Here is a 24,121-nt window from a genome sequence, read left to right as displayed (position 1 = left end):
ACTTCAATGAAAATAAAAGATCATTTTCTTTCACAGGAAATATTTGAAATCAAAGAAACAGAAACAAAAGGGGTATATAAAACCTCCCCTATCCCATCGAATATTTCCAGATACTATGAAAGTGAAGATTATATATCACACCATCAGGATTCCGGAAGTCTGAAAGAAAAATTATATAAGTTTCTTCAGTCTTTTAATCTGCAATACAAGAAAAACATCCTGATAGACAGAATAAAAAAAGGATCAAAAGTATTGGACTACGGATGTGGTGCCGGAGAATTTGTAAAGTATATTGAAAATGATTTTGAAACGTTCGGTTTCGAGCCCGATGCAGATGCCAGAAAAGCAGCAGAAAGGAAAATAACAAAAGCGAAGATTCTGGATGATATTCATAAAATCGAAGATCAGAGTTTGGATGCCGTTACCTTATGGCATGTTTTTGAGCATATCGAAAACCAGGATGAAATGCTGAATATTTTTCACGGGAAATTAAAGGAAAAAGGACTTCTCATTATTGCTGTTCCCAACCCTACTTCCTATGACGCAAAACATTACAAAGAATATTGGGCAGCTTATGATGTCCCAAGACATATTTATCATTTTTCCAAAAATGGGATGGAAAATTTAATTTCCAGAAAACCCAACTGGAAAATGAGAAAAATAAAACCTCTTGTTCTCGACTCCTATTACATCTCCATGTTGAGCGAAAAATACAAGAAATCAACTCTTTTTTGGCTAAAAGCAACAATCTACGGAACGATTTCTAACGTAAAAGCCCTTTTTTCAAACGAATTTTCAAGTTTGATATATATTATCGAAAAAAAGTAGAAAATCGATTTTCGAACCGTTTCTGAAGGTCAATTTTTAGCATTTTCAAAGAAAAAAACAGAAACTCAGGAAACTATCCTGAGTTTTTTGTTTGACCGGGTTTTTATCCTCTGCATAATAATTGGATTAAAAGATCTTAAATATAAAAATCGCTGCCGATATTTCATACCACCCCTACCCTATCCTTACCATTTATAAATGGCCTGAAAAAAAATCAGAAAACAGAAATTATCACCAAACCGAAATTTTATCACTTCCAAGAAACGTATAGAAAATTCTAAAATAGGAATACCCTATAAAATACCCGAACCGAAAAATTTTAAATAGAAACTTAATCACTACAAAAACAGAATTTGAAAAGCTAGCTTCACCAGAATTAACAAATTCCAAATTGCAGTTTTTCTACAGTTCATTGTAATGAACAAGTTCCAGGGATATTACTCAGCAACCATCCCACTCCATCTGCTCCTTCAAGTTTTAAAAATACGTTGTACATTCTTCTACATTCAAAATTTACTCATCCCCTTTTTTGTTCTCATATTTTTAACCGTTCATAATTTTAATAAGGTGACCAACGTATCAAGGTTTATTGATCAAACAAATTTTATTTTCCTTATTTAAAAGAAAACCGTTTACCAGAATTTTCAAACAGTAAGCCGGTTCTGTTAAAAAATATTCTACAGTTTCGTTTAAGAAATCACATCATCAAATCCAAGATTGTTTAGTACAAACCGGCATCATTACATAAAAAATGCTGGTTACAATTGACAAAATACAGACAGAAAGAGATAACATTTAGTTATAACTTATAATTATAACATAAAGAAATAGATGTCCATATAGGTTGCAAAAGTCTATTATTTTACCTTTTAAAAACTCCGGAAAATAAGCCAGATTAAGTAGTAATCTGTTTAAAAACTTCTCTATAAGATCGTCTTGCCTTACCTCAGAATTATTATATTCATTGAGTATAACATCAGTTCTTACATAATCAATACTGGAAAAAACATTCCATGTGTTACGAAAATGATAAAAATTATATAAAAGCAGTTAGGATAATTCAATAAAACGAAGCCGGACTAGTCTGCTGACGGAGGGTAAAAAGATCAAAAAATAATAAATACTTCCCTACTTTAGGGGTGAAAAATAGTTAAAACAAAAAAAACCTGCTAATAAAATTAGCAGGTTTTATAGTGTATCTTTAAGATTTAGTTGTTGATCGCAGCTACTCCTGGAAGCTCAAGTCCTTCAAGACTTTCAAGCATTGCCCCGCCGCCGGTAGAAACATAGCTCACTTGATCGGCATAGCCGAACTGCTTTACAAAAGCAACACTGTCTCCACCTCCTACTAAAGAGAAAGCACCTAATCTTGTAGCTTCAGCAATACTGTCTCCGAGAGCAACAGTTCCTCCTGCAAAATGAGACATTTCGAAAACTCCGATAGGCCCGTTCCAAAGAATTGTTCTTGAATTCAACAGAACATCATTGAACTGATCTCTTGATTTGTGACCAGCATCCAATCCCATCCATCCTTCAGGAATAGCATAGATATCAGCTTCTTTTCTTTCCACCTCATTACTGAAACTTTCAGCAATGATTGCATCAGAAGGAAGATATACTTTTACTTTATGTTCTTTTGCCTTTCCTAAAATCTCAAGAGCTAACGGAAGCTTATCTTCTTCTACCAATGAATTTCCAACTTTCCCTCCAAGTGCCTTAATAAAGGTAAATGCCATACCGCCTCCAATGATTAAATGATCAATTGCAGGAAGTATATTTTCTATAATGGTAATTTTAGTTGAAACTTTAGATCCTCCCAGAATAGCCGTAACTGGTCTTTCTCCGCTTTTAAGTACTTTATCAATTGCCTGAAGCTCTTTATCCATTAGTAAACCGAAAAACTTAGTTGAAGGAAAGAATTTTGCAATGACAGCTGTTGAAGCATGAGCTCTGTGCGCAGTTCCGAATGCATCGTTTACATAAGCATCTCCTAACCTGGAAAGTTGCTCAGCAAATCCTTCATCACCTTTTTCTTCTTCGCTATGAAAACGTACATTTTCCAATAATAAGATTTCTCCCGGCTTTAATTCGGAAGCAGCTTTCTCAGCTTTCTCACCAATACATTCATCAATAAATTTAACCTCCTGTCCAAGAACTGTGGAAACTTCATCTACAATGTGCTTCAGTGAAAATTCATCTTTAACCTCTCCTTTTGGTCTGCCAAGGTGCGTCATTAAAATCACAGAACCGCCGTCTTTAAGAATTTTCTCCACTGTTGGTTTCACAGCCGCAATTCTTGTGTTATCCGTTACTTTAAGTTGGTCATCCTGCGGAACATTGAAATCCACTCTTACCAGAGCCTTCTTATCTTTAAAATTGAAATCATTGATTGTTTTCATAAATATCGTAGAATTTTCGTTTCACAAATGTAAGGTTTTAAACTTTTTCAACAGATTCATTCAAATAAAAGTTTTCAAAAACTTTCCCCATCCCCATTCATTCACTAATCAACAATTTTTTCTCTTTTAAAAAAAAGAATAATGTCTTTGTTGTTGAGTGTTGTTAGTTTCGGGGATAAGTTTTAGGCTAAAAGTTTACCACAAATAGTTTCTGTTAAATTCATATTTAACTCACATTGTAAAATCCTGTAAACATGCGTATTCACATACTTATTCACAAATGTTGATAACTTTGCCAATAGACGATTATTAGTTATTTTATTATGGAAAAACTCAGTATAAGCTGAAGAAAACATTTTGAAAATTGTGTGAAAAACTTTCAGGGAGATTTTCTATTACGAAATAAATTCAGGTTTAAAAATAGAAAGTTGGAAAAAGTTTTCCACACTTATTCACATAGCTTTTCACAATTAACTCCCGGTTTACTAACACAAATTGTTATTATTCATACCTTTGTAAGGAAATAGAATCTAAAAAAGCTTAATACGAGTATTATGAAAAGAAAAATTGCTATCGCAGCGGACCATGCAGGCTATGAATATAAGGAGATTGTTAAGAACTATCTCTCAGAACAGTTTGAAGTTCAGGATTTTGGCACGTTTTCCACAAACAGTGTGGATTATCCGGACTTTGTACACCCGGCTGCTACGTCTGTGGAAAGCGGGGAAAATGAGCTGGGAATTTTGATCTGCGGAAGTGGAAACGGAGTGCAGATCACTGCGAACAAACATCAGAAGATCAGATGCGCACTTTGCTGGATGCCGGAGATTGCAGCACTGGCAAGACAGCATAATGATGCGAATATGATTTCCATGCCGGCAAGGTTTATATCAAAGGAACTGGCCATCGAAATTGTAGATAAATTTCTTTCAACAGATTTCGAAGGAGGAAGACACCAAAACAGGGTTGATAAAATTGCAGTTTGCTAAAGATACTAAGGCTTGTAAATCGATTTACAAGCCTTATTTATTTTTTATTTGTACATTTGTAGTATTCAATGGAAATTACCCTCTATTATTCTCCAGCACCTTTATAATATTTAAAATATATTTTATAAAAGGTTTTCTCTTTTCTTCTCCAGAATTGTATTAAATTTATACAGAACTAAAGCTCCCGTTATAGGTAAACTTAAAGAAGGTTACTGAAAATTACTGAAAGAAATTGATTGATGAAATTGAATTACCTTTATTAATATAACAGGACAATTTAGAAAAGGCTTTTATTAAGGATGAAGCCTAAACAATAAAAACAAGAATTAAAATGCCAAAAAAAGAAAATATATAAGTCATAAAAATGATTTAAAACTGATGGAAATCGGAAGACTGATTCTCCGTTTTATGAATGCAAATGCATCAAAAATTTATAACTATAAACAGATCGCTGACGGGATAGATTATAAGAACCCGAGACAAAGGGAACTTGTGATCCAGGCACTGCATAAACTTCAGGGTTCCGAGAAAATCAAAGAAGTCGAAAGAGGCAAATTTATTGTGAATTTGAAAATTGCCGGAACACTTACCGGAATTATTGATTTCAATCAAAGTGGCAATGCTTATGTAAGTGTGGAAGGAATGGAAGATGACATCTTCATTCATGCGAAAAATGTGAAGGATGCCCTGCAGGGAGATAAGGTTCTAATTATAACTTATCATTATAAAGGAAAGAAACTGGAAGGCTCTGTATTGGAAGTATTGGAAAGAAACAGAACTGAGTTTGTGGGAACTTTTCAGAAGGTCGCTCACAAGGATTTTGGATTTGTAGTATGTGATAAAAAATCAATCAACACCGATATTTTTATTCCAAGAACAAAATTCAATAATGCCGAAGACGGAGATAAAGTAATTGTCAAAATGACGGAATGGAGACCGGGTGATAAGAATCCTGAAGGTGAAATTATAAAGGTATTGGGTGCTCCGGGAGAACATGAAACAGAGATCCACTCTATCCTTGCAGAATATGGTTTACCGTACGAATTTCCACAGGAAGTGGAAGTAGATGCAGATAAAATTGACCGAAACATTACCGACGAAGAGGTAGCAAAACGCTGGGATATGCGCGGGATCTGTACTTTTACCATTGACCCTAAAGATGCGAAAGATTTTGATGATGCCTTGTCGATAAGAAAGCTGGAAAACGGAAACTGGGAAATTGGTGTTCATATTGCAGATGTGTCCCATTATGTAGTTCCGGGAACAATTCTTGATGATGAAGCTTACCAGAGAGCAACATCTGTTTATCTTGTTGACAGAGTGGTCCCAATGTTACCCGAAGTATTGAGTAATGACGTTTGTTCTCTTCGTCCACATGAAGATAAATACACATTTTCAGCGGTTTTTGAACTGAATGACCAGGCTGAAATTCAGAAACAATGGTTCGGAAGGACAGTTATTCATTCTGACAGAAGATTTACCTATGAGGAAGCTCAGGAACGTATTGAAACAGGTGAAGGGGATTTGGCTGAGGAAATCAATGTTCTGGACAGGCTCGCTAAAATTATGCGTCATGAACGTATCAGAAGAGGAGCCATTACTTTTGACAGAAGTGAAGTAAGATTCAACCTTGATGAAAATAATGAACCGATCGGGGTGTATTTCAAAATCAGTAAAGATTCCAACCACCTGATCGAGGAATTCATGCTTCTGGCGAATAAAAAAGTATCGGAATTTGTTTCCCTGACAAGGAAAGGCGAAATCACCAATAATACTTTTATTTACAGGGTACACGATGATCCGGATCCGGCAAAACTGGAATCGTTAAGAGATTTTGTTGCTACTTTTGGATATAAAATGAATCTTGCCAATACTAAGAAAGTTGCGGAATCTTTGAATAAACTCCTCCATGATGTCAAAGGAAAAGGAGAAGAAAATATGATCGAAACCCTGGCGATGAGAAGTATGAGTAAAGCGGTATATTCTACAGAACCGATCGGACATTACGGGCTGGGCTTTGAATATTATACCCACTTCACCTCTCCTATCCGCCGTTATCCGGATTTGATTGCACACCGTCTCCTTCAGCATTATTTGGACGGGGGAAAATCCCCGGGCCGTCCTGAACTGGAGGAAAAAGCAAAACACTGCAGTTCAATGGAAAGACTTGCTGCCGATGCAGAGAGAGATTCCATTAAGTTTATGCAGGTGAAATTCATGGAAAAACATCTTGGCGAGACTTTCAAAGGGGTGATTTCCGGAGTTGCAGAATTTGGTTTCTGGGTTGAGATCCCTGAAAATGGTGCCGAAGGACTGATCAAATTAAGAGATTTAGTCGATGATTCTTATATGTATGATGCAAAAACTCATGCTGTATATGGAGTAAGACACGGAAATAAATACCAATTGGGAGATGAAGTTCAGATCAAAGTGGTGAAAGCCAATCTGATTCAAAAACAATTGGACTTTAAGATCGTTGAGTAATGATCGGCATATAACGGAAAAAAGAGGTTGTTCTATCTGCGGAATAACCTCTTTCGTTTTTATAAAAGGTACTCATCATCAAATGAAGTTTCAGCTGTTATTCCACATTCAGCAACTGCCCTCTCCCAGCCTATGGCTTTTTTCTTCAAAATCTCTTCTCCCAAGTCTGCCTAAATACACTTGATATATAACAACTTTATTGAATAATTAAATCATAAAGTATAACTTTGTATAAAACGAAATGAAATTTTTTTTCATTTTAAATCATATTCAATGCTAGAACTTGTACTATCTGCCATTATATTAGGATTCATGCTGAGCCTGGTTTTTATAGGACCTATATTTTTCCTGTTAATTGAAACCAGTTTTTCCAGAGGCCCCAAACATGCTTTATCGCTGGACCTGGGAGTAATCACTGCAGACCTTTTATGTATTGTAGCGGCTTATTATGCCAGTGCAGATATCGTCACGTTAATTGATAAACATCCGGGTTTTTACAGGATCACGTCTATCCTTATTTTCATTTACGGAATCGTGATGCTGGTCACGAAAACCAAAATGCACATGCCCGGTGAAGAGAAGATCATCAGCCAAAATTATATTAAAACTTTTTTTAATGGCTTTTTCTTCAATCTGCTGAATGTTGGAGTCATCCTCTTCTGGCTCGTAACGGTGATTTCCGTAAGGAATCAATATCCGGATACCAGCAATTTTGTTTTATATATCGGAATAGTGATTGCCACCTACCTTTGTATTGACCTTGCCAAAATATTTCTCGCCAAACAATTTCATGATAAGCTTACCCAAAAATTAGCGAACCAGATCAGAAGGATTGTTGGCGTAATCCTTATTATTTTCAGTTTCTTTATCTTTCTTCAGAGCTTTAAAAAGTTTAATCAGTTTGACAGACAGTTAGAAGAAGCGGAGAAAAAAGAAGTTAAATACCAAAAAACAGAATGAAAAAAAACATCTTTCCGAAACCTCTTAGAAAAGGGGCCAAAATAGCTGTTATTTCCCCGGCAGGAGCCGTAGAGCCATCCCAGCTTGAAAAGGGCCTGGAAATGATTAAAAGTAAAGGATTTGAACCTGTACTGGGAGAACATCTGTATACTAAATTTTCAAATGGCTATAATTATGCCGGAACGGAACAGGAAAGAATCAAAGATATCAACTGGGCTTTAAATGACCCGGAGATTAGTGCGGTCTGGGCTTCCAGAGGAGGTTACGGATGTCAGCAGCTGGTTCAGCACCTGAAGCTAAAGGATTTTGTTAAAAACCCGAAATGGTATATAGGGTATTCGGATAATACGGTGATACAAAGTTATCTGTTGAAGAAAGGATTCGTCTCTATTCATGGCCAGACAATCAAAACATCGAGCTTTGGCGTGACGGAGGAGAGTTATGATCAGATCTTTACTGTTTTAAAAGGAAAAACACCGAAATACAATCTGGAATCTCATCAGCTGAATAAAAAAGGAAGTGTAGAAGGGGAACTGGTTGGAGGAAATTTGGCCCTGATCTATGCGCTTTTGGGTACTCCCTACTCTTTTGATTTTAAAGATAAAATTTTATTCATTGAAGATATTGGTGAAAATTTTTATGCCTTAGACCGGATGATCATGAGTCTGGAACTGGCAGGGGTTTTTAATAAGATCAAAGGACTTATTGTAGGCGGTATGACCAATATGGGTGATGAAAAAGACAATAGTAATTATGAAGAAAGCTTTGATGAATTTGCCTATAAACTGATATCAGAAAGAATTTCAAAATATAAATTCCCGGTAGTTTTTGGCTTTCCAAATGGTCATATCAAAGATAATCGACCGCTTTTGATTGGAGCACAAACACACGTAAAAGTTGATAAGAAAGTAAAGATTGAGTGGTAGCACTCTCCCACTTGCAAATATTCACTCTAGTATGGCAGATCACAACGACTTCGGAAAAATAGCAGAAGATTTGGCTGCTGATTATCTTCAGAAAAACGGATTTCAAATCCTTGCCAGAAACTTCCGTTTTCAGAAAGCAGAGATTGATATTATTGCTGAAAAAGCAGATATAATCATTATTGCTGAAGTAAAGGCACGGTCTACAGATGCTTTTATTCTGCCCCAGGAAGCGGTAACCAAAACAAAGATTAAATCTATTGTCTCTGCCGCCAACCATTATCTGGAGGAATTTAGTAAAAATAACGAAGTAAGATTTGATATTATTTCGGTTCTTCCGGATGAAAATAAAAATTTGATTATTGATCATATAACCGATGCATTTCAGGCATTTGATGCCAATTAACTATGCTGAAGATCGATTGGAAAGTTATTACTCAGTGGTTATGCTGTTAAACATTATCCAATGACCGATATTACTTAACTTTCTTATGCTTTATATTACAAATTATTGTAAGTCTGAGCTGATAAAGAAGATTTAAAATGCCTGCTTCTTATGGTTTTAAAATCACAATTCAATCCTTATGAAAGGAAAAAAATAGTATAACAATGCAATGATGTACCAGTGTAACCATTTATCAAAATCTGAAGACTGTTGCATTAAAATTTTAATTTTATGAAAACAATATTGATCACAGGAGCTACTTCCGGCATAGGAAAATCTACTGCGGAACTTCTGGCAAAACAGGGAAACAGAATTATCATTTGCGGACGCAGAAGTGATGCACTGGAATCTTTAAATACTGAGTTATCTCAATTTACCGAAATATTTAGTTTAAAGTTTGATGTACGGAATCTTGAAGAGGTGGAAACAGCCATTCATTCCCTTCCTGAACATTGGAAAGATATTGATGTTCTGATTAATAATGCCGGGAATGCGCACGGGCTGGATCCGCTTTCATCCGGTAAGACGGATGACTGGGATTCTATGATCGACGGCAATGTAAAGGGACTTCTCTATGTTTCCAAAATGATCATTCCTATTATGAAAACTAAAAATTTAGGTCATATTGTAAATATCAGTTCAGTTGCTGCAAGGCAGACTTACGCCAACGGAGTGGTTTACTGTGCCACCAAAAAAGCAGTGGATGTGATCTCTGAAGGAATGAGACTTGAGCTTACGGAATTTGGAATTAAAGTGACCAATATCCAGCCCGGCGCTGTAGAAACAGATTTCTCTAGGGTAAGATTCAAAGGAGATCTTGAAAAAGCAGCTACCGTATATGCGGGCTATGAGCCTTTAAAAGCTGAAGATATTGCAGATGCCATTGCCTACTGCATAAATGCTCCGAAACACGTTACCGTTTCGGATATGACCATTTATCCAAGCGCACAGGCAGAACCGAGAACGATCTATAGAAAATAGTCCAAAATAATGAACTAAATTTGCATAAAAATAGAGATACTATTCTAGTTATTGCTAGAAGATTATACTGATAAATTGTTACGTGAGCTTATGAAAATTTTATATCTTGAAACCTCTTCTAAAAATTGTTCAGTAGCTGTTTCGGACAACGAACAGCTGTTATGCCTATGCGAAGAAGTTTCTGAAAACTATAAGCAGTCGGAAAGTCTTCATACTTTCGTAGAATGGGCCCTTGAAGGGGCCGGCCTTACCCTGAAAGAAATTGAGGCTGTTTCATTAGGCAAAGGACCGGGTTCCTATACCGGGTTAAGGATAGGGGCTTCTTCTGCAAAAGGCTTCTGCTACGGACTGAATGTACCCCTGATTGCGGTGAATTCTTTAGAAAGCATGATAGAGCCTTTTTTAGGCTTTAATTACGATTTTATAATCCCCTTGATCGATGCAAGGAGAATGGAGGTTTATACGGCTGTTTACGATGGTCAGACAGGAAAAGAGGTCAGGGAAACCGAAGCCAAAATTTTAGACGAAACTTCTTTTGAAGAATTTAAAGATAAAAAAGTGGTATTTGTTGGAGATGGAGCAAAGAAAGCAAAGGAAATTTTAAATCTGCCTGATGCAGAATTTAAAGAAGATATTTACCCTTCTGCACAATATCTCGTTAAAAGATCGCTGGAGAAAATAGAACATAAAGATTTTGAAGATACAGCCTATTTTGAACCTTTTTATTTAAAAGATTTTCATGGGGTAAAGAAAAAGCAATCGTAAGATTCTATATCACCGGAAAAAATAAATAACAACATAAAAAAAGCGAAGAACAGATCTTCGCTTTTTATTTTTTACTGAGGTCTTTGAGGAATGGACGGATCCAATGTTTCCTCTTTATTTTTTATTTTTTGTTTCAATGTACTGTTAGCAGGCTTTTGGGGAGCCGGGCTTTCATCCACCGGCTTACTGTTTTTCTTATTTCCCGGAGCCGGAGGTATTCCATCCGGTAATTGAACAGGCTGGTTATTCTGATACTGATTCGGTTGGGTAGGAGAGGACCCTGGTTGCTGCGGAATAGAATTTCCTTTATTATCAGTAGCCTGGAAATTAAGATCACTTTTCAGATAGATCAGCATTTCTTTAGCCCGTACTCCTTCCGGTGTTTTAGAATAATTAAGGGCTATCTGTTCCAGCTGGAGAATCATTACCTCTTTTCCGCTTGATTTTCCGGCATTAAAGGCATTCAACAGATACAGCTTGGGAACCAGTGCATCCTTCGGATATTTTTGGAGAGCCTGGTCTATAATCTCTTTACTTTCCCCGAATTTTTCTGACTCAAACAGGGCGTAGGCTCTTTTGTATTCATTTTCGACATCCTCAGTAGATTTTACGAAAGAATTGTTTTTTGGATTTCTTGCAAATTCTGCATAAGACGTATAAGGATAATCTGCTAAAAGAATCTGCTTGGCCCTTTCTGATATCTGCGGATTTTTTTCGTAGTTCATGGCAAAGATCTCATACAAAGCCTGAAGCATTACTTTTTCTTCCGGCTTTACATCCACAAGGTCATAGAGAGTCTTTGTTGCTAAAGGAGTATTGGTAAAATAGTTCTGATACATAATACCCAGTCCTAAAGAAGCTGTATCTCTGTCCTTTTTTAACTGGGATAATTTCCCTTGGTCCGTAGGAATCTGCTCGATATAAAAGCTAGGTTCAAAACGTCTTGGATTTGGTGCGGATGTCACCCCTAAAGCCTCATTCTTCATATCTTCAATAGACGCCATTTTCTTTGAAAAGCGCCAGTTATCAGCAAGAGCTCTGTCGCCCCAGGTCTGTTTAAATGTTGAGGTTCCTTTGCTTACAGTTCCGGTATTACTGAAATAAAACCCTTTTGTGGTCACTCCGAAATCTTCGAAAGAATTGGTAGTATTGGCAAAAATTGAATTGGCATTATAGTCTCCCGTATCAAAGCCTTTATTCCTTTCTGCACGTCTTCTTTCCTGTTCTTCTTTTTCTTCCTTGACCTTGAGTTTTGCAATATATTTGGAGAAAAAGTCAGTTTTTTGAGCATCATTCATCCTGGCCAGAGAGAGAATACTGTCATTCTTTTTGATCAGATAATAATTTTTGGATATTTTTTTGATGTAAGCAGACTGGTCTTTTAACAGGATCTTGGAAGGTTCATACGTCATGACGGCAAGTGCTGAATCATAGTAACTTCCCGCTCCGATATAGTCATTCTTATCAAGATAGCTTTTCCCGATTTCATAATAAGCCAATCCACGGATCTGTGGATCGGAAACCTTTTCAAACAGGGATTTTCTGAAAAACTGCTGCGCTTCGTCTTTTTTCCCTGCTTTATTAGCCATAAGACCCAGAGCATAGTAGAATTCATTTCTTCGGGATCCGTAAGTTCCTTTTTTACTGATTCCTTCCAGATAATTCTTTGCCCCGTTATAATCTCCTTTTCCATTAAAGGTTTTCGCAATGGCGATCTGGGATTTTACTTCAAATTCAAAATCATTGGCATATTGATAAGCTGCAGTAAAGCTTTCTCTGGCTTTTTCATTATTGCCCATATTTTCAAGCAATTGTCCTCTTAAATAAGCAATCCTGCTCTTGAGCTTTCTATTGCTGTTGAGCTCAAAAGCTACGTCAAGCTCTTTGGCAGCTTCTTCTTTCTTTCCAGCATCCAAAAGGGATTCGGAATAATAAATGCTAAGAAGTTTCGCATAATTTTTATTGATATCTTCTCCCTTCAGTTTGGCAAAAGTTTCATGGGCCCTATGATAGTCTTTGATTTTATCATAAGCTAGTCCCTGATAAATTCTTGCCAACGGGAGCCTTTTATCATTTTTCATATGTGTGAAAACATAATTAAGAGCGTCCAGTGCTTCCAAAGGTTTATTTTGGTAAATTCTGGATTGTGCAAGGATCATATAGGCCTCAAAGATCTGCTTGTTTTTTTCTTCTCCGTTTCTGATAACCGAATACTTATTAATCGCTTTCAGTGCTTTAGCTTCGGCAATTTCCAAGGTGGTAGCCCCTTTATTGGCGGTTTCATCCGGTCTGTCTGGAATGTCTCCCTGATTTCCCGGAAAATTGGGAGTCCCGGCAGCGCTTCTTCCGGATTTATTGGCAATTTCACCCATTTTCATGGAGTTTTCCGCGAAAGCTGAAGACTGGCCAAGATCAATGCCCAGCGGCTGTTCTTCATACGTCAGAATAGGGATATAAGGCGCATAAAAATTATCTTTATGGCCCTTATCTCTGGATGTAAACTCACTGTTTAATGCGTCTTTAGCATTAAAAAGGGTATTGTAATAGGTGGAAAATCCTTTCAATAGCTTAGACCGTTGCTCCGGCTTTTTGGTCTTGGTAGCACATGAAGCAACGATACACATGATCAAAAGGAATACTATATTCTTTTTCATTATTCAATATAACTCGCTATCCTGCTTTTTATTATCAGCAGTTTGATGATTTTGTAAAAATAATAAAATTTTATAATGAATAATATTTATATTTCTCTCAAAATTTTGTAAACCAAATGGGTAGGAAGCCCCATAATGGTATAAAAGCTTCCATAGATGTTTCTGATCTTAGCCATGCCCAGCCATTCCTGGATGCCATAGCTGCCTGCCTTATCAAAAGGTTTATAATTTTGAATGTAATATTCTATTTCATCATCGGTAAGGTCATCAAAGGTAACATCCGCGACATCTGTTTCTGTAAAGATCTTGTCATGGGTTTTTATGGTAATCCCGGTATATACCTGATGGGTTTTTCCTGAAAGATGGCGAAGCATATTCCTGGAATCATCTTTATCTGCCGGCTTACCAAGGAACTGGCCGTCGATCGCTACTACAGTATCTGCTGTCAGTAAAACCTCTTCTACAGCCAGGTTTCTGAATGTATCGGCTTTTAATTGAGAAAGATAAGCCGCAGCGTCTTCTATTTTTATGTGAGCGGGAAGAATCTCCTCACAGTCTATTTTTACGACCTCAAATTCAAAACCAAGACTGGAAAGCAGCTCCTTTCTTCTCGGAGACTGTGATGCTAAAAGTAATTTCATAGGAGAAAGCTATACAGATTGGGTATTATCATCATGCCAGTTGCCCTGAACCTTCATAACCTGTTCTATGACGTCACGTACAGCCCCGCTGCCTCCCGTCTTCGGAGAAATATAATCGGAGACTCCTTTTACTTCGGGAACTGCATTTTCAGGACATGCAGCGATAGCCGAACGTTCCATGATGTGGATATCCGGAAGATCATCTCCCATAGTCAGGATTTCTTCGTTTTTAAGATTGTACTTCTTTTTAAAATCTTCAAAATCATCTATTTTGTTGTGGGATTTCGGATAATAATCCTGAATGCCAAGATAATTGATCCTATGCTTTACCATCTCATCATTTCCACCGGTAATAACGCCTATCAAATAGTTGTTTTTTAAAGCTTTAACTACTGCATAGCCGTCCAGAACACTCATTACCCGGCACATATTTCCTCCCGGCAGAAGATAAACACTCCCATCGGTGAAAACCCCGTCGACATCAAATACAAATGCCTTAATATCTTTTAATTTCTCTTTATAACTCATACATTTTCTGAATAGAGTGATTCATTGTTTTATAAATGTCAAGACTTTCGCCTTTTAATAACTGCTCATGCAGTTGTAAGATCCTTATATCATTTCTTACCGCAGGACCTGTCTGGGCCGTTTTAGGCTCTATCTCATGGATTTTCTGAACCGTTTCATCAATCAGGGGTAAAAAATAATCAAACGGAATTTCCTGAGAATCTGAAATTTCCTTAGCCCTTGAAAAAAGATGATTGACAAAGTTGCAGGCAAAAACTGCCGTCAGGTGAATGTATTTTCTTTTTTCATGCGTACTTTCCATTACATTTTCTGAAATTTGGGATGCGAGCTCAAAAAGCAGTTTCTGATCCTCCTTATTTTCTGTTTCAATGAAAAAAGGTATTTTTTTGTAGTCCAGTTCTTTTGATTTTGAGAAAGTCTGCAAGGGATAAAAACTGGCTTTTCTGTATTCTCCCGAAAGGATCTCTTTGGGAAGTGAACCTGAAGTATGGGCAACCAGACAATCTTTTTTGGTAATGATTTTGGATACTTCCTCTACAGAATGATCACTCACACAGATGATATACAGGTCTGCATCTTCTAAATTTTCTGTAGAATAGGAAAGATCCAATCCATCAGAAATCTTTTTCAGCTCATTTTCGTTCCTGCCGAAAATTTGGGCTAAAGGAATTCCTTTCAGACTGAAAGCCTTTGCCATATGATAAGCAACATTCCCGGAACCGATAATTACAATTTGCATATAACAAATATAAGCTTTTTAAGCTGAGTCAGAAGGGAAGAGGGGTAAGGAAAATCAGAAATTTCCTGTAGGCACAGTTATTGCCTGTCATGTAGAGCTTATAACTTAAGTGTCTCATATTATTTTAGATATTTAGGTTAAAAATTGAGCAAATAATTTAACTTTCAGTTATTTTTGTAATCCAAAACAATGAAAGCATCTTATGAAGATTAAGGACGCGGAAATTATTTCGTTGATGCAAAATCCACGGACCCAGGAAAAAGGTGTCCGTGCCTTGATGGATGCTTATCAAAGCAGATTGTATTGGCACATAAGAAGAATTATTGTGGACGGAGACCTTGCTCAGGATACTTTGCAGGAAACTTTTATTAAAGCTTATCAGAATTTTCATCAGTTCAAAAATGACAGTCAGCTGTACACCTGGCTCTACAGGATTGCTACCAACGAAGCACTACAGCAGGTCAACAAAATGAATAAAATGAAAAAAACAGATGAAGATGCAGAATATCATATGCAGAATCTTGTCGCCGACAATACAGAGGGGAGCGCCGAAGAAATACAAATCCTGTTACAGAACGCTATACAAAGTCTGCCTGAAAAGCAGAAACTGGTATTTATGATGCGGTATTATGATGATCTGCCCTATGAAGAGATATCTAAAATTGTAGAGATGTCTGTTGGGACGCTGAAAACGAATTATCATTATGCCAAACAAAAAATAGAAGACTATATTAAAGAAAATTACGAAAGATAATTTTTGAAAAACAGAAATGAAAGAGTTCGATATAGAAAAATTAGAACGTAAAAACATTTACACAGTTCCTGACCGGTTGTTTGAAAACATTCAGGAAAATGTCATGAATGATATAAAGACAAGCAAAAAGGCGCCTGTCTTTAAGCTGAACTGGATGTACGCCGCGGCGGCATCGGTAGCTTTGATTTTGGGAGTAACCTATGTTTTTAATTCTGATCATAATAATTCGATTGAAAATGGATTGAATCCAAAAGCAGGATATGCTGTGAATAAAGGGGAACCTCAAACGGAAAGCGAACGCGCTTACGAAACATTGAAAGATGATTTAACTTCTGTTGAAAATAACAATCAAACAGTTCGTAATCAAAGAAGTAATGATGCCTACACCTTTAAAAATGAAAAAGAGAAAACAGTAGCGTCGCCCAAAGCGGTGAAAGCAGAATCAAAACAGGAAGAGACCCGGATGAATGACTATCTGGATTCTTTTTCGAATTCTGAAATTGCAGAATTAGCGAGTAACTCGACTCAAGACGTTTATTTGGACTTATATAATTAATAAAGATGAAAAAGATATTATTGACGTTTTTTATTATTTATGGTTTTTGCTTAAATGCTCAAAGAGCAGACTATGACTGGAAAAAAATGGATCCGAAACAAAGAAAGGAAGTGATCAATAACCTTTCTCCGGAAGAAAGAAAAGAGCTGCTTAAGAAGTTTAGAAATAACATGATCATGGATAATCTGAATATTGACCAGGATGATAAAGCAGAATTTACACAGCTTTATAATGAATACCTGGAAAGTCAGAAACAGATCAAAAACCAGTTTGACCCGGGCTTTAATCCTGAAACATTATCAGATGATGAAGCGAAGGCCAAACTTCAGCAAAGCTTTGAAATAGGACAGAAGCTGCTGGATAATAGAAAAAAATACGCAGATAAAATGCAACAGGTAATACCCTGTCAAAAAGTTTTGAAGCTGTTTCAGTCTGAGGGAATGATGAGGGATAAAATGAATGAAAGAAAGCCTCATGGTGAAAAAAATGCTTCGGGACTGAAACAAAACCCATAATAGTTTATTTTTTTAATGTTGGACGGCTCTTACAGATCTTTTTGTAAGAGCCGTTTAATTTTCATGCTTATGAATAGTAAGTTTTGTTACTTTTGCAAAAAATAAGCGATGAGAAAAATAATAATGTTTCTAATGCTTTCCACTTTACTGACTGCACAAAAAACACAAATTATAGAGCTAAGAAACAGTATTAAAGATAAAAAGCATTTAGCCAAATCTCTTACTTTACTGGATAAAAGAGAGAATAAAAATATAGGAATCATCTCTCACAGAAAAGAACCCTATGAGGTAAAGTTTGAAAAGGATGATCTTGAAGAATTATTTTCAAATTGGTTTATAGAAGATAATAAAGAAAGAGGAAGTGTTGAATACTTCCTTATACTGGAAGATTTAAAAGTAAATGATATTCCAACAGAAAGATCTGTTATGGGGCATTTAGACATGCAAATGGCCACTTTTTTAAAGAGAAATAATAAATATTATTTTTTAAAGAAATTTAAAATTTCAAAAGATTATACCCAGAAAGATCATGCCTATATTACACGGTCTATAGCGGCCAAAATATCAGCAGAATTATCCAATATTGTAAAGGATTCATATACTATATCCGCATTGAACATTCCTATTTCTGAAACCGATCTTGGAGACTATGAGAAAGTAATATCTGAGCAACTTCCGGTTTTTAGTTCAGAGTCTTTTACGGATGGCGTTTATACAGATTATAGGTCATTTGCAGAACAGAAGCCGGATAAAGAGCTTATGGTAAGGAAAAATAAAGAAGGAGTAATTAAGGGGGTGAAAAGAGTAGATGATTATGATAATCTGAACAAAGCTATTTTTGCTGTTATTGATAACGGAATTGCCTATAAAAAAACACCCACAAGTCTTATCGAGATTGAAAAAGATAGTGAGGGCTATTTTATAACTGCTTCTGAAGAAGAACTCTTTCCTCAGCCCAATACCTCAGTTATGGTAGCAGGAGCCGCGGGTGGATTAATTGGAGGTCTTATTGCAGCTGTAATAGATATTACCGCTTCAAAAATTCGCAAGCAAAATGCAAAGTATTATAGAGTAGGGATTGATGCACTTACGGGAGAATATATTTTACCGGAAAATTTTAGGAAGTTTAAATATTAAAATGTGAAAAAAAGACAGCCTCAAATAATAAAAAGTAAAATATTTAAGATCTTTTTGCTGATTTTTATTCGTGAAATAAGAATAAGGAATTATCCTGCATTTTAATTATCTTTGCAAATTACAAGAATCTTAAATGAAAAACATACGAAATTTTTGCATAATCGCTCATATCGACCACGGTAAAAGTACCTTGGCAGACCGTCTTTTGGAGTACACCAATACCGTTACTCAAAGAGAATTACAGTCTCAGACGCTGGATGATATGGATTTGGAGAAAGAACGTGGAATTACGATCAAATCCCACGCGATCCAAATGGATTATGAATATAAAGGAGAAAAATATATTTTAAACCTGATTGATACCCCGGGACACGTTGATTTCTCGTACGAGGTTTCCCGTTCCATTGCTGCTTGTGAAGGAGCCCTTCTTATTGTAGATGCCGCACAAAGTATCCAGGCACAAACGATCAGTAACCTTTATCTGGCATTGGAGAATGATCTTACCATCATTCCGATTTTGAATAAAATTGACCTTCCTTCTGCAAATCCTGAAGAAGTAACTGATGAAATTATGAATTTGATCGGTTGTGAATATGAAGATGTATTGAGGGTTTCTGGAAAAACAGGAGAAGGGGTACACCATCTTTTGGAACAGATCGTTGAAAGAATTCCGGCTCCGGTAGGAGATCCGAATGCACCGCTTCAGGCCTTGATCTTTGACTCGGTTTACAATCCTTTCAGAGGGATTGAAGCGTATTTCAAGGTGGTAAACGGAAGCATTTCAAAAAACGAAAAAATTAAGTTCTTTGCAACAGGAAAAGAATATGGAGCCGATGAAGTAGGAACTTTAAAACTGAAACAGGTTCCGAAGAAAACCGTTGAATGCGGAGATGTAGGATATTTGGTTTCCGGAATTAAAGATGCCCGTGAAGTAAAAGTAGGTGATACAATCACTTCGTTTGATAAACCTGCATCAGGACCTATTGAAGGATTTGAGGAAGTTAAGCCAATGGTTTTTGCCGGTATTTATCCTATTGATTCTGAGGATTTTGAGGAACTTAGATTCTCTTTAGAGAAATTAAGATTAAATGATGCTTCCCTGGTTTTTGAACCGGAAAGCTCTGCTGCTCTAGGTTTTGGATTCCGTTGCGGATTCCTGGGAATGCTTCATATGGAAATTGTTCAAGAACGTCTGGACAGGGAATTCAATATGAACGTGATCACAACAGTACCGAACGTTTCTTATTTTGGATATACTAAAAAAGAACCTGAAGTTCCGATTCTGATCAACAACCCGTCTGAAATGATGGATCCTTCAACAATGGATAGAGTGGAAGAACCTTTCATTAAGGCATCTATCATTACAAAATCTGATTTCGTAGGAGCGGTAATGACTTTATGTATTGAAAAAAGAGGTGAAATTGTTAACCAGAGCTACCTGACTGCGGAGAGAGTGGAATTGATCTTCAATATGCCTTTGGCTGAGGTTGTTTTCGATTTCTATGACCGATTGAAATCGATCTCTAAGGGATATGCATCCTTTGATTATCATCCGATCGGGTTCAGAGCTTCTAAGCTTGTGAAAATGGATATCCTGATCAATGGTGATATGGTAGATGCACTTTCTTCATTGATCCACGACAGTAATGCCTATCACATTGGTAAAAAGATGTGTGAAAAACTTCGTGAGCTGATCCCGAGACAACAGTTTGATATTGCTGTTCAGGCAGCGTTAGGAACGAAAGTTATTGCCAGAGAGACCATCAAAGCATTAAGAAAAGACGTTACCGCAAAATGTTATGGAGGAGATATTTCCAGAAAACGTAAATTATTGGAAAAGCAGAAAGAAGGGAAGAAGAAAATGAAGCAGATTGGTAGGGTAGAAGTTCCGCAATCAGCATTTATGGCAGTATTAAAGCTAAATGATTAATATAAAAAGACCGATGAATCTCATCGGTCTTTTTTTTCAAAAAGTTCTCTGTTTCTCGGTCAGGTTTCCCTGAATAGCGAGAGCTCCCAATCCGAGGACAACTTCTGCGATCCCTAAAATTCTCACAAGGTTAGGTCCACATACGATACATTCCGGTTCAGGAAAAGGTTTTTTCCCTACGATAATGATGATCACGCCGCCAATAATGATAATAATAACTATAATGGCTTTTAATAAGGCTTTCATGGTATTAGTTTTTATGTTATTTCACCTTATACCTTACAGAAGGATACAAAGTCATGGTATGAGCTCAGATTTCCGTCTCCTGTTGTCAATAAGGCTGTTGCAGAAATAGAAACAGTATAGGCACAAGGCAGCAGATCTGCTACGGTATCTGTTGGAGGTGTAAATACCAATTGCGTAGAACCAAACGTTTCAGGAGAAGGCATCAATGCGATCGGGTTAAATCCAAAGCTTTGTCCCGGTTTGTGTGGTCCGACAATAGATAAGCTTACACTGCCAAGATTTTCGTTCCTTGCTCCATATTTTACATGGAGATCTGTGGTTATTTTACTACAGCCGCTGCTTCCGGAAATAATTTCCTGAAGGTCTACAGACAATGCAATTCTCTGATCATTAACAGTTGTATGAGCCCAGCTTCCGTATTTATTCACATTATGATATAATACATTGAAAATGGCAATTGGCTTAGAAGTTCCGGCCACAACTTCTGTAGCGGCATTTCCTGCTTCTCTTTGTCTCATTCGAACCGCAAAATATCGGTTAGAAGTATGAGGTCTTGCCCCGGAAACCGTTGAATTTCCAATTCCTGAAGTCGGCATACTCATATCTATGGAAGTTACCCCGGTAAGTTTTTCTGTATTGAGCTTAAGAATTTCAGCATCCACATGAGCCGCAAAATTAGAATCCTGAGGCACTTGAATCCAGTTTCCATTAAAAGCAACCGTTTTTTCCGTTCCTGTTCCATTGATATAATAAGGTTCATAAGCAATAGGATTGGAAGGATCACCAGTAAACGTCCATAAATATCCAATAACAGTCTTATCGATCATATTAGGAACTACAGTGCTCCAACCGGCAGGATTTAAGGCATCTGATGGATTGGCAACCTCTTGATATTCGAACAAATATTCCATAGGTTGTGCATTGATTTTCTTGCTTATTGTTCCCACCAGATTCACCGATGAAAAGAAAGCATATCCACCCAATGTTTTTCCAGTGGCAATGTTAATCCCCGCCTGAATCGGAATATGCTGCGTAAGTCCAAAATGGGTGAAAGATGGAGGTATTGAAGGATCGACAGGAATAAGTTCTTTAGAGCAAAGCTTCACACATAAGCAATATCCAACATTATTACGTCGATCTGCTTTTGTTTCTAAAGCAAAACGTTGACCACCATATTCCAAATGAAAATACACATCCGGACCGCTCGCAAACGGAGGAAGAACATCCGTTTCTATATTGATGATCGGAGAGAGGAAAGTTTTTTTGAAATCAACAGAACTATAATAAATTTTAAAATGTCCATTACTGTCAGTTACATTACTTCCCAGTTCATCATCCGTAATAAAATCAGCATCCATAGCAATTACAGTAACTCCGGAAAGAGGTCTTCCTGTTTTGCAATCCGTTAATCTTCCACAGATTGTCCATACATCAAAATATCTTCCTTTGATCAGGCACCACCATTTTTCAGGAATGATATAGGAGAAATTAGCCATATAAACCTGATCTTTAGTGATCTTCCATTGGGGAACAAACGTTGTGATGTGAAACTGTCTTGGCATTCCTTTTTTAGGAGGGAATGGAGGACGGGGAACAGTTCCGCAGTAAATATCGAACTCCAATGCTGAACGGGAATATTTTTCATCAATTTCTACAGAAAAATTTCCATTGAGATCTGTTTCTGCCTCTACAATTAATCTGTCCTGTTTTGATTTTATTTCTTCTTCTGACACTTCTCTGAATGTATCTTTAATTTCAGCGGCTGACAACGGCCGAAATATTACTTTCAGATGCAGGAAGATAAATACGCACTCTTACTTGGCTCAGGTATTCTGAACATTCTCTGCACAAATAGGCAGCAAGATTTCCTTTGATAATATAATTCATGGTTTTGGTTTTAGATTTTACCTACTCTTTAAGGTTTTCGGCTCATCCTTTTTTTACTTGTACCAAAATTGAATATAACTATCAAGGAATCAATAAGTAAAATCCCTATTTCTTTTCAGTGATTTCACCCTATTCATTAAAAAGCCGCTTCCTTGGAAGCGGCTTTAGTTACTTTTTACGGGTGAATTTGATTTCCATCGTTTTCATTTCCTTTCCTGTTTTAGGATTCGGACCATACATCTCCAGCATATGATTGTTGTCATCTGTGAAAGTATAGACTTCTCTTACTTCACATTCCTTTCCCGGTTGGCTTGGATCCGTCATTTTGCCTTTAAAATCAATTGATTTCTTACCAGGGTTCCAGTCTCCCTCGGCATGCATTAATCCAGTTCCCATATTGTCTATCCAGGTGCTTACAAATTTTTTCTTGGCATTATCATATCCCATGATACTCATTCCTTCAAACGGCATACCCATGAAATTTCCTTTATAATTGCTTACCTGATATCGTCCGTCAAAAATCATTTTATTGGTGCATTCTGAGGTACTGCTAGCAGCTTTTCCGCTGTCGTCCATCCACATGCTGGTGGCACCGGTCCAGTTTCCGTCAAATTTTGCCAGCATTTTATGCATTTCTCCCGGGGTGGCAAATTCCATCCAGGCTTTCGTGGCAGCAGCGGAGTCTACAGGTTTCCATTCTGATTTTGTTACAGCAGCATCTGCCTTTTCAGAATTATTGACCGCTGTTTTCTTTTCTTTCTCACAAGCTGTAAATAAAAAAGCTACGGAAAGAATTGTAAGTAAATTTTTCATAATTATTTAATTTTAAGTTGGTTATAATATTAACTTAAAGATATAAACTTTTATTATACCCTAAATTGTTTTTTATTTCTATTATAAAATTGTAATTTTGTGTATTCGTAACGCAAATTAATATATGGAGTCTCCCAAAAAATTACAGGATATTAAAGTAGCTGTAGATGCAGTTATTTTTGGTTATTTTGATAAAAAAGACCTTCAGATCCTTTTAATCAAAAGAAATATAGAACCGTTTAAGGGAGGATGGGCACTTCCCGGCGGACTTGTTCTGGAAGATGAAAACCTGGATGACGCGGTAAAAAGGGAACTGCATGAAGAGGCGGGCATAAAACCTGATTTTTTAGAACAACTCTATACATTTGGCAATGTAGGCCGTGATCCCAGGAACAGAGTGGTTTCTGTGGCTTATCTGGGCCTTGTAAACCCTTCTTATCACGAACTGTTTGCAGATTCCGATGCGGATGATGCCCAATGGTTCAGCATCAACAAGCTTCCGTCTCTGGCATTTGACCATAAAAATATCATCGATATTGCTTTAAAAAGACTTCGTACTAAAATTCAGTATCAGCCGGTCGGCTTTAATCTTCTCAATGAAGAATTTCCGTTTTCAGACCTTGAGAACCTTTACAAAACCATTGTAGGGCAGGAAATCGACCGAAGAAACTTCCGTAAAAAAATAATGAGCTACGGTTTGCTCAATGAAACCAACAATGTTAAAAAAGAGGGCAGCGGAAGACCCGGAAAACTTTTTACCTTCAATCAGGAGAAATATAAGGAACTGGAAGAGCAGGGATTCTATTTTGAGATCAAATAACCCAATCATAAATTAGACAAATAGTTGTACCAATACCTTCCAATATTCATCATGGACTATGGTATCAATGTATACCTGTCAAATAGGTACAATCAAATATAAAACAAATCAACAATTTCAATTTAAA

The 24,121-nt window shown here is 36.8% G+C and carries 22 protein-coding genes; 14 read left to right on the top strand and 8 right to left on the bottom strand.

Annotated elements, in window-relative coordinates; genetic code table 11:
* The first annotated feature begins 6 nt into the window (after positions 1-6).
* The gene (locus MUW56_RS10205; protein ID WP_292013091.1) at positions 7-828 is read left to right on the top strand and encodes a class I SAM-dependent methyltransferase; all 822 of its coding nucleotides are present in this window, start codon (positions 7-9) and stop codon (positions 826-828) included.
* 1,208 nt (positions 829-2,036) lie between these two features.
* On the opposite strand, the gene pgk is transcribed toward MUW56_RS10205, so the two are convergent.
* The gene (gene pgk / locus MUW56_RS10200; protein WP_292013090.1) at positions 2,037-3,227 is read right to left on the bottom strand and encodes a phosphoglycerate kinase; all 1,191 of its coding nucleotides are present in this window, start codon (positions 3,225-3,227) and stop codon (positions 2,037-2,039) included.
* 554 nt (positions 3,228-3,781) lie between these two features.
* On the opposite strand from pgk, the gene rpiB reads away from it, so the two are divergent.
* The 7 genes from rpiB (at position 3,782) to tsaB (ending at position 10,774) form a co-directional block, all read left to right on the top strand.
* The gene (gene rpiB, locus MUW56_RS10195) at positions 3,782-4,216 is read left to right on the top strand and encodes a ribose 5-phosphate isomerase B (protein WP_292013089.1); all 435 of its coding nucleotides are present in this window, start codon (positions 3,782-3,784) and stop codon (positions 4,214-4,216) included.
* Positions 4,217-4,594: 378 nt separating this feature from the next.
* Complete coding sequence (gene rnr / locus MUW56_RS10190; protein WP_292013088.1) at positions 4,595-6,700, top strand: ribonuclease R; 2,106 nt, start codon at positions 4,595-4,597, stop codon at positions 6,698-6,700.
* A 273-nt stretch (positions 6,701-6,973) separates the two neighbouring features.
* Entirely contained in the window at positions 6,974-7,660 is a 687-nt protein-coding gene (locus tag MUW56_RS10185; protein ID WP_292013087.1) for a LysE family transporter, read from the top strand.
* On the top strand, positions 7,657-8,586 hold the full coding sequence (locus MUW56_RS10180) for an LD-carboxypeptidase (RefSeq protein ID WP_292013086.1): 930 nt from the start codon (positions 7,657-7,659) through the stop codon (positions 8,584-8,586). Before MUW56_RS10185 ends, MUW56_RS10180 begins: the two co-directional genes overlap by 4 nt.
* 31 nt (positions 8,587-8,617) lie before the next feature.
* The gene (locus MUW56_RS10175; protein WP_292013085.1) at positions 8,618-8,989 is read left to right on the top strand and encodes a YraN family protein; all 372 of its coding nucleotides are present in this window, start codon (positions 8,618-8,620) and stop codon (positions 8,987-8,989) included.
* A 270-nt stretch (positions 8,990-9,259) separates the two neighbouring features.
* The gene (locus MUW56_RS10170) at positions 9,260-10,009 is read left to right on the top strand and encodes an SDR family NAD(P)-dependent oxidoreductase (protein ID WP_292013084.1); all 750 of its coding nucleotides are present in this window, start codon (positions 9,260-9,262) and stop codon (positions 10,007-10,009) included.
* Between the two features lie 90 nt (positions 10,010-10,099).
* On the top strand, positions 10,100-10,774 hold the full coding sequence (gene tsaB, locus MUW56_RS10165; protein WP_292013083.1) for a tRNA (adenosine(37)-N6)-threonylcarbamoyltransferase complex dimerization subunit type 1 TsaB: 675 nt from the start codon (positions 10,100-10,102) through the stop codon (positions 10,772-10,774).
* A 71-nt stretch (positions 10,775-10,845) separates the two neighbouring features.
* Here the strand turns inward: tsaB and MUW56_RS10160 are convergent, their stop codons facing one another.
* The 4 genes from MUW56_RS10160 to MUW56_RS10145 form a co-directional block, all read right to left on the bottom strand.
* The gene (locus MUW56_RS10160; RefSeq protein WP_292013082.1) at positions 10,846-13,428 is read right to left on the bottom strand and encodes a lipopolysaccharide assembly protein LapB; all 2,583 of its coding nucleotides are present in this window, start codon (positions 13,426-13,428) and stop codon (positions 10,846-10,848) included.
* Between the two features lie 86 nt (positions 13,429-13,514).
* Positions 13,515-14,069, bottom strand: coding sequence for a Maf family nucleotide pyrophosphatase (locus MUW56_RS10155; protein WP_292013081.1), 555 nt, complete (start codon positions 14,067-14,069; stop codon positions 13,515-13,517).
* Between the two features lie 9 nt (positions 14,070-14,078).
* On the bottom strand, positions 14,079-14,597 hold the full coding sequence (locus MUW56_RS10150) for an HAD family hydrolase (RefSeq protein ID WP_292013080.1): 519 nt from the start codon (positions 14,595-14,597) through the stop codon (positions 14,079-14,081).
* Positions 14,587-15,336 (bottom strand): Rossmann-like and DUF2520 domain-containing protein, encoded by a 750-nt coding sequence (locus MUW56_RS10145; protein WP_292013079.1) that lies wholly within the window; start codon positions 15,334-15,336, stop codon positions 14,587-14,589. The genes MUW56_RS10150 and MUW56_RS10145 overlap by 11 nt, the downstream gene beginning before the upstream one ends.
* Positions 15,337-15,538: 202 nt before the next feature.
* Here MUW56_RS10145 and MUW56_RS10140 point away from each other — a divergent pair, with 202 nt between their 5' ends.
* The 5 genes from MUW56_RS10140 to lepA all read left to right on the top strand — a co-directional run bounded on the left by MUW56_RS10140 (position 15,539) and on the right by lepA (position 20,228).
* A complete protein-coding gene (locus tag MUW56_RS10140) occupies positions 15,539-16,090 on the top strand; it encodes a sigma-70 family RNA polymerase sigma factor (protein WP_292013078.1) in 552 nt (183 codons plus the stop codon).
* A gap of 16 nt (positions 16,091-16,106) precedes the next feature.
* Positions 16,107-16,646, top strand: coding sequence for a hypothetical protein (locus tag MUW56_RS10135; protein WP_292013077.1), 540 nt, complete (start codon positions 16,107-16,109; stop codon positions 16,644-16,646).
* 5 nt (positions 16,647-16,651) lie between these two features.
* On the top strand, positions 16,652-17,161 hold the full coding sequence (locus MUW56_RS10130; RefSeq protein WP_292013076.1) for a hypothetical protein: 510 nt from the start codon (positions 16,652-16,654) through the stop codon (positions 17,159-17,161).
* Between the two features lie 108 nt (positions 17,162-17,269).
* Positions 17,270-18,298, top strand: a complete 1,029-nt coding sequence (locus MUW56_RS10125; protein ID WP_292013075.1) for a hypothetical protein — start codon at positions 17,270-17,272, stop codon at positions 18,296-18,298.
* A 133-nt stretch (positions 18,299-18,431) separates the two neighbouring features.
* On the top strand, positions 18,432-20,228 hold the full coding sequence (lepA, locus tag MUW56_RS10120) for a translation elongation factor 4 (RefSeq protein ID WP_292013074.1): 1,797 nt from the start codon (positions 18,432-18,434) through the stop codon (positions 20,226-20,228).
* A gap of 36 nt (positions 20,229-20,264) precedes the next feature.
* Here the strand turns inward: lepA and MUW56_RS10115 are convergent, their stop codons facing one another.
* The 3 genes from MUW56_RS10115 to MUW56_RS10105 all read right to left on the bottom strand — a co-directional run bounded on the left by MUW56_RS10115 (position 20,265) and on the right by MUW56_RS10105 (position 23,174).
* On the bottom strand, positions 20,265-20,474 hold the full coding sequence (locus MUW56_RS10115) for a hypothetical protein (protein WP_292013073.1): 210 nt from the start codon (positions 20,472-20,474) through the stop codon (positions 20,265-20,267).
* A 26-nt stretch (positions 20,475-20,500) separates the two neighbouring features.
* Positions 20,501-22,243 (bottom strand): hypothetical protein, encoded by a 1,743-nt coding sequence (locus tag MUW56_RS10110; protein WP_292013072.1) that lies wholly within the window; start codon positions 22,241-22,243, stop codon positions 20,501-20,503.
* A gap of 286 nt (positions 22,244-22,529) precedes the next feature.
* On the bottom strand, positions 22,530-23,174 hold the full coding sequence (locus tag MUW56_RS10105) for a DUF1579 domain-containing protein (protein ID WP_292013071.1): 645 nt from the start codon (positions 23,172-23,174) through the stop codon (positions 22,530-22,532).
* A gap of 124 nt (positions 23,175-23,298) precedes the next feature.
* Between MUW56_RS10105 and MUW56_RS10100 the strand changes: the two genes are divergently transcribed.
* Positions 23,299-23,994: an NUDIX domain-containing protein gene (locus MUW56_RS10100; protein WP_292013070.1), complete on the top strand. Its 696-nt coding sequence runs from the start codon at positions 23,299-23,301 to the stop codon at positions 23,992-23,994.
* The last annotated feature ends 127 nt before the right edge of the window (positions 23,995-24,121 follow it).

Source organism: Chryseobacterium sp. (genome assembly GCF_022869225.1).
Taxonomy (GTDB): domain Bacteria; phylum Bacteroidota; class Bacteroidia; order Flavobacteriales; family Weeksellaceae; genus Chryseobacterium.
Note: the sequence above shows the minus strand (reverse complement) of the source record. Positions and strands in the feature narration are given on the sequence as shown.